Raw genomic sequence first — 7,872 nt, forward strand, 5'->3', positions numbered from 1 at the left:
TAAAATGTAATTCTTAAAACTACTATCTTACTAATGAAAAATGCGCTTTAAACTGTTTTGCAGCACCATTTTCCGTATAGTCAATTGTAAACCAGTAATCTGTTGAAGGTAATTGTTGGTTGTTAAATGTTCCATCCCAACCTTCACTGCCAGCTGTAGCACTTAGTTGTTTGATTAATTTTCCATATCTATCAAAAATGTACAACTTCGCATCTGCTTGGTCCATACCTATTATATTCCATGTGTCATTTTCTCCATCTCCATTTGGTGTAAAATATTTTGGATAATCAATCACCAATACTGTTTGTGTGATAAAAGTACATCCTTCTGTGTCTACCACTGTAACTGTATGTGTTCCTGCGCTTACTCCTGTAAATACATTTGATGGTTGCAATGCACCTTCATCCAATTGATACAATAAAGTACCCGTTCCATCTCCAGCGACTGTAATCGTTATGGTTGCATTATCTGTAAAGGCATTAGTTACTGTTGCTGTAAATGAAGTTTCTGGATAAACAAAATCAACCGTCGCAAATTCTTCCGCTGAAACACACGTAGTAGTTGTATTTGTTACAATTACCGAATAAACTCCTACTTCATCTGCAATATGTGTTGGTCCGTTTGCTGCTGGAATTAATACACCGTCTAAATACCAATCAAAGCTATAACCTGTTGCTGATAATCCTGTGTCTAATGTATAAGTTTGGTATACTTCTCCTGTAGCTTGTACGATACACAATGTACCATCTTCCAATACTGGTTGCGGTAAAGGATTTACAATTACAGTAACTTGAATAGGTGAACCAGAACAACCGTTTAATTCTGGAACCACTGTATAAACCGCAGTTCCTCCTAATATCGATGTTAAAGTTTGATCTATACTAGCACCTGTGCCATCACTTGCTCCTGAAACATTTGTTGTGATAACCGTCCATGTAAAATTGGTTCCTGGTAACGAAGCACTTAGATTAATATTTGTGGTTTCCCCACTACAAATCACCGGGTTTGAAATCGTTCCAAAGAATTCTGGACGTGCTTTAACATCTATTTGCACTGTTACAGAAGCACCTGTACAACCATTCAAACTTGGTGTAATGGTATAAACTACATTTCCATTTACTAATGGGTTACTTGTTGTTAATACTTGATCAATACTTGAACCCGTACCATTACTTGCTCCATTTACTCCTGTTGAAACCACCGTCCATGTGTAAGTTACTCCTGAAATAGCACTTGTCATATCAACATGAGCTGTATCTCCTGAACAAATCTCGGTGCTTGTTGCTACTGCTACAACATCTGGAATTGGGTTTACTGTGATTTCTATTTGTTGTGCTGGTCCTGCACATCCATTTGCATATGGAGTGATATAGTATGTTGCTGTACCAATATTTAACGCATTATCTAAATCTAATAATTGATTAATTGTGTTTCCTGTTCCACTTACAATATGAGTACCATCTAAATTAGAAGAAATGACATTCCATGTGAAAGTGGTTCCTGGTACTGTACTTGTTAATGTTAATGCAGTTGTATCTCCATCACAATAAGTCGCATTTCCTGAAATTGTTAATGTTGGTAATGGAGTTATAGTTATAGCTGTTGTAACTGGTGACGATGCACAAGCTCCAGCAACTGGAATCATATAGGTAACTGTATAATTTCCTGGCAAACTAGTACTAGGAGATATTTCACCTGTAGTCGGATTAATTGATAAACCAGTTGGGGAGGCACTATAAGTACCATTTGTATATGAACCTGTACCTGTTAAAGCAATATTTACATTAGAAGCACTTACACAATATTGAGTCAAAGGATAGCTAATTGAAGCTGTTGGATTTTGATCTATGTGAATTGTAGCTACACTTATATCATTAAGACATGGTGCTGCACCTAATACGACATACTCAAATGTACTTGTTGTTGCTCCTATTGCTGGAGTAAATGTACCCGCACCTGCATTAAACGTTCCACCTGTTCCTGAAGTTTGTGTCCATGTTCCGCCTATTTGTTCACCAGTAATTAAACTGAATAAATCTATTGGTGTTACACTTGAATCACATATTGTTGTATTTCCATCAACTCCTGCATTTGGCGTCGAATTAATAGTTACTACAAAACTATTTTCATCTGTACAGTTTGGAACTGTAGCTGTCTCAGCATAAACATATAATGTTTGGGTTGACGTAATACTTGAACCTACTGGTAACATTGTACCAGTTCCGCCTGATCCTGTATAATAGTTTCCTACTGTTAAAGCTGGTAATACATAACTATCACATGCTGTTACATTTGCTGGTGCATCTGCAACTGGCGTTGTGTTGATAGTTACTACAAAACTATTTTCATCCGTACAATTTGGAACTGTAGCTGTTTCTGCATAAACATATAATGTTTGGGTTGACGTAATACTTGAACCTACTGGTAACATTGTACCTGTTCCGCCTGATCCTGTATAATAGTTTCCTACTGTTAAAGCTGGTAATACATAACTATCACATGCTGTTACATTTGCTGGTGCATCTGCAACTGGGGTTGTGTTGATGGTTACCACAAAACTATTTTCATCTGTACAGTTTGGAACTGTAGCTGTCTCAGCATAAACATATATTGTTTGAGTTGCTGTTATACTTGAACCTACTGGTAACATTGTACCTGTTCCGCCTGATCCTGTATAATAGTTTCCTACTGTTAAAGCTGGTAATACATAACTATCACATGCTGTTACATTTGCTGGTGCATCTGCAACTGGCGTTGTGTTGATGGTTACCACGAAGCTATTTTCATCCGTACAATTTGGAACTGTAGCTGTTTCTGCATAAACATATAATGTTTGAGTTGCTGTTATACTTGAACCTACTGGTAACATTGTACCTGTTCCGCCTGATCCTGTATAGTAGTTTCCTACTGTTAAAGCTGGTAATACATAACTATCACATGCTGTTACATTTGCTGGTGCATCTGCAACTGGCGTTGTGTTGATAGTTACTACAAAACTATTTTCATCCGTACAGTTTGGAACTGTAGCTGTTTCCGCATAAACATATAATGTTTGGGTTGACGTAATACTTGAACCTACTGGTAACATTGTACCTGTTCCGCCTGATCCTGTATAGTAGTTTCCTACTGTTAAAGCTGGTAATACATAACTATCACATGCTGTTACATTTGCTGGTGCATCTGCAACTGGTGTTGTGTTGATAGTTACTACAAAACTATTTTCATCCGTACAGTTTGGAACTGTAGCTGTTTCTGCATAAACATATATTGTTTGAGTTGCTGTTATACTTGAACCTGCTGGTAACATTGTACCTGTTCCGCCTGATCCTGTATAGTAGTTTCCTACTGTTAAAGCTGGTAATACATAACTATCACATGCTGTTACATTTGCTGGTGCATCTGCAACTGGCGTGGTGTTGATAGTTACTACAAAACTATTTTCATCCGTACAGTTTGGAACTGTAGCTGTTTCTGCATAAACATATAATGTTTGAGTTGACATAATACTTGAACCTACTGGTAACATTGTACCTGTTCCACCTGATCCTGTATAATAGTTTCCTACTGTTAAAACTGGTAATACATAACTATCACATGCTGTTACATTTGCTGGTGCATCTGCAACTGGGGTTGTGTTGATAGTTACACTAGTAGTAGCTATTACTGCTGAACAGCCTGATGCTGCTGGAATAGTATAAGTTACTAAATATGTTCCTGGTGTACTTGTGCTTGGTGTTATATCACCAGTCACTGCATTTATTGATAAACCTAATGGTGCACTATAACTTCCTACTGTATAAGTTCCTGTACCAGTTAATGTAACAAGTTGCGCAGTAGCAGTTGTTGAACAAAATGGTGTTGCATAACTTATTGTTGCAGTTGGTGGTATACAATTATTTGCTGTACAAGTTTGTGTACTAAATGTAAAACATGTTCCAGCACCACCAGTTGGTGTTAAAGTTATTAAAACATTATCTCCTGGTACTAATCCTGAAACTGTATAAGATAAAACATTTCCTATGGCTCCAATATTTACAATTGGACCTGCATTTATTTGATAACTTACATCATATCCTGTTGCTCCAATAACTGCCGACCAAGTAAACTGAACAGATGAAGTTGTTGATGTACCACAATTAATTGTTGGTGCTAATTGCGGATTAATGTTAATTGTGGCAATACTTGTATCATTGACACATGGAGCTATTCCTACTAATGTATATGTAAATGTACTTGTAGTTGCTCCTACTGCTGGTGTAAATGTTCCTGCCCCTGCATTGAACGTTCCGCCTGTTCCTGAAGTTTGTGTCCATGTTCCGCCTGCTTGTTCTCCTGTAATTAAACTGAATAAGTTGATTGGTGTTACACTTGAATCACATATCGTTGTGTTCCCATCAACTCCTGCATTTGGTTGGGCATTGATATTGATTGTAGCAATACTTGTATCATTGACACATGGAGCTGTACCTACTAATGTATAAGTAAATGTACTTGTAGTTGCTCCTGCAGCTGGTGTGAATGTTCCTGCCCCTGCATTGAACGTTCCGCCTGTTCCTGAAGTTTGTGTCCATGTTCCACCTGCTTGTTCTCCTGTAATTAAACTGAATAAGTTGATTGGTGTTACACTTGAATCACATATCGTTGTGTTCCCATCAACTCCTGCATTTGGTTGGGCATTTACTGTAACAGTACTTGAATTAGAAATAGCTACGGTACAACCGGGCGGTGTATAAGTGTATTGTACACCATCAACCCAAACAATACCAGCTGTTCTTGTAACTGTTACAATATTCGTTGCAACAGTTGTAACAATAGTTATTCTTTGTAAAATATCATTAGGCCCTGCGTTGAATGTTGTTGACGCTCCGCCACCAGCAACAGTAACAGCTCCAGCATTATTATCGCGAGCTAAACTAACAATTATTGAAGTCCCAATTGGTACTGTATGTTGTAAAGTAATTGTAAGAGTTGAATTTGTATTATCTACAAACGCGCAATTTGTCCCATTAGCAGCTGCTCCTAAAGCGGATATAGCCCCAGTTGAGTTTACAGGAGTATTTCCTCCAGCTGCACTTAAACCATTCCCTGTAATTGGTGAACCTGTAGAAGTAATCGAAGTAGCATTTAAAGTAGTATTAGTTGTTACACCAGTAACGGTAACAGTTGCTATTCCTGAACCATTTAAAGTAACTGTTTGCGATGCACCACCATTAATATTATAAGTTACAGTTGCATTTGGCGTTCCTGTCAAATTATAAGTCGCATTAGCAGGACCACATAACGGTAAATTATTTGTAATACTAGTTAAAGTTGCTGGAGTTCCACTACTTGTCAATGTTACATTAGATGTTGCAGTAGTACAACCGGGAAAATTAGTCACAATATTTGTATAATTTCCTGCATTTAAACCCGTAATAATTATATCACCAGATGCATTACTAGTCAAAGTTACTGAAACTGGTGTGCCATCATCTAAATAAGTTACATTATACGATGCTGACGGATCTAAACCTTCAATTGTAATTATTCCATCTGAAGCACCACACGAAGGATTGGTCCCAGTTGCTACTGGGCAGACAATTGTACAATCTGTTGAGCCTGCTCCTCCAGCCCCAGCATTTGTTTGAGTCATTGTAATATAACCCGCTGCACCATTAAAATTTGTAATCAAGACCATGTACACCTCGCCTACTTGAGCATTAGGAATTGTTGCTGTTTCAGTTGCAGATATGCTATAACTACAATCAACAACCGTTCCTGTACATGTATGGTCAGCAGTACAATCTCCTAAAGTAAAATCCGCACAAGCTGCACTAGCACTAGAAAATGGTCCCCATAATGCGTAATCTACATCTAAAGTAGAACCAGTACCACCGGGCCCAGTTGTTTGAGAAATTTGTAAATTTAATGGTCCTGCTTGATCTATTTCTAGGTAATACCAAGCCGGATTGGGTGCAGAAGACAAACAAGTTTGAGCTACAATTACCGCTGGAGCGTCAGGAACGCAATCTGCATCACTTACATTTGGAAACTCCAATGGTCCTGCATCAGCACAAAAAGGGTCTGAACCAGAACATACTGAATTTGCAGGAGGTGTAGACCCTCCCGTAATCGGATCTCCTCCAGCTGTTGTAGTACATGAAATTGTAGCGGCCCATCCTCCCTGTTGCACTGATGAATCCGAAACAAAAGTAATAGTCACACAACCGGAAGCATGACTAGAGGCGATATAATTGGTCATTGCATTACAACCTCCAATGACTGGAGAAGTATCCCCATAAGTACCTATAATTGTTCCCGAAGTATTAGTCCCGTTATAGATTGTCATAAAGTCCCAAGGTTCTCCTTCAACATTCCATGTAGTAAAGTCAAATTGAACATAGCTTCCTGGTGTATTTGGACAAAAAGTCATAGTAAATGATTCACTAGCAGCATAATTACCCGCATTACCCCCAGAATCATAAAAAGTCCCAGAACAAGTATTTACTGTTCCGTTTTGCATATTATATGTTTGAGAATGAGCTATACCAAAATAGGTAAAAATTATAAGGAGTAAAATTTTTTTCATATTTATCAGCGCTAGTTTGTAGGTAAAATAGTGATTATATAATCTGTATTGTCAACTCTATATATATTCTTCTCTTTCGAGTTCATTTCAAAATTATATTTCAATGGATTAAATGTTGAAATTTCAACTACACTGTCCATTACCAAAGCATTATTATATTTATTGTTTAAACCCAAACTCGATAATAACTTAAATCCCTTTCCATTATACTCAGGTCTGTATTCAATTTTAAAACGATTATTTAAAAAATCTTTAATCATTTCATATCTACGAGAACTTGAATTAAAAACCAATTCATCTGATTGATTGCCAAAAACCTCAATGATGAAACTTTTAATTTGTTCATCAGAATATAAACTTATCTCTACAACTTTACATATCTGTCTATCTTCTTTTAATGCTTGATTATCATTTTCAGAAAATAATACACAAAAAAGTGCTAACGTATTAATTAATAATATTTTCATACACGTATTAGGTATTTGTTAATAAATAAGGGATTCTATCAAAATAAAATATTAATAAATCACAGAAAAGTCGTTTTCACCGATGTTTTTATATTTTTATCCGATTAATTATGCGACAATTTAACATTTTTTCTTAAAATACCAAATTATTTTCTTAATTTTCTACTAACACTAATTTTTATAACAAGAAAAAAGGGAGTACAAATTGTACTCCCTTTTTTCTTGTTATAAAATAAACTTTCTTAACGCACCATTGAAAAATGCGCTTTAAACTGTTTTGCAGCACCATTTTCCGTATAGTCAATTGTAAACCAGTAATCTGTTGATGGTAATTGTTGGTTGTTAAATGTTCCATCCCAACCTTCACTGCCTATTGATGGGCTGATTTGTTTGATTAATTTTCCGTATCTATCAAAAATGTACAGCTTCGCATCTGCTTGGTCCATACCCACAATATTCCATGTGTCATTTTCTCCATCTCCGTTTGGTGTAAAATATTTTGGATAATCAATCACCAATACTGTTTGTGTGATAAATGTACATCCTTCTGTGTCTACCACTGTTACAGTATGTGTTCCTGCGCTTACTCCTGTAAATACATTTGATGGTTGCAATGCACCTTCATCCAATTGATACAATAAAGTACCTGTTCCTCCTGCTACAGCAACTGTAATAGTCGCATTATCTGTAAAGGCATTGGTTACTGTTGTTGTAAATGAATCTGCTGGATAAACAAAATCAACCGTCGCAAATTCTTCCGCTGAAACACACGTAGTAGTTGTGTTTGTTACAATTACTGAATAAACCCCTACTTCATCTGCAATATGTGTTGGTCCG

Annotated in this window: 3 protein-coding genes; all 3 read right to left on the bottom strand. The window is 36.7% G+C overall.

The features are described 5' to 3' along the window. Positions 1-22 precede the first annotated feature (22 nt). Positions 23-6,502 (bottom strand): T9SS type B sorting domain-containing protein, encoded by a 6,480-nt coding sequence (locus G4L40_RS06385; RefSeq protein WP_166236365.1) that lies wholly within the window; start codon positions 6,500-6,502, stop codon positions 23-25. A 77-nt stretch (positions 6,503-6,579) separates the two neighbouring features. Further along, positions 6,580-7,035 (bottom strand): hypothetical protein, encoded by a 456-nt coding sequence (locus tag G4L40_RS06390; protein WP_166236366.1) that lies wholly within the window; start codon positions 7,033-7,035, stop codon positions 6,580-6,582. 242 nt (positions 7,036-7,277) lie between these two features. Beyond that, the coding region (locus G4L40_RS06395) for a T9SS type B sorting domain-containing protein (protein ID WP_166236367.1) at positions 7,278-7,872 on the bottom strand (595 nt) is incomplete at its 5' end.

It is taken from the genome of Flavobacterium celericrescens (assembly GCF_011392075.1).
Lineage (GTDB): Bacteria > Bacteroidota > Bacteroidia > Flavobacteriales > Flavobacteriaceae > Flavobacterium > Flavobacterium celericrescens.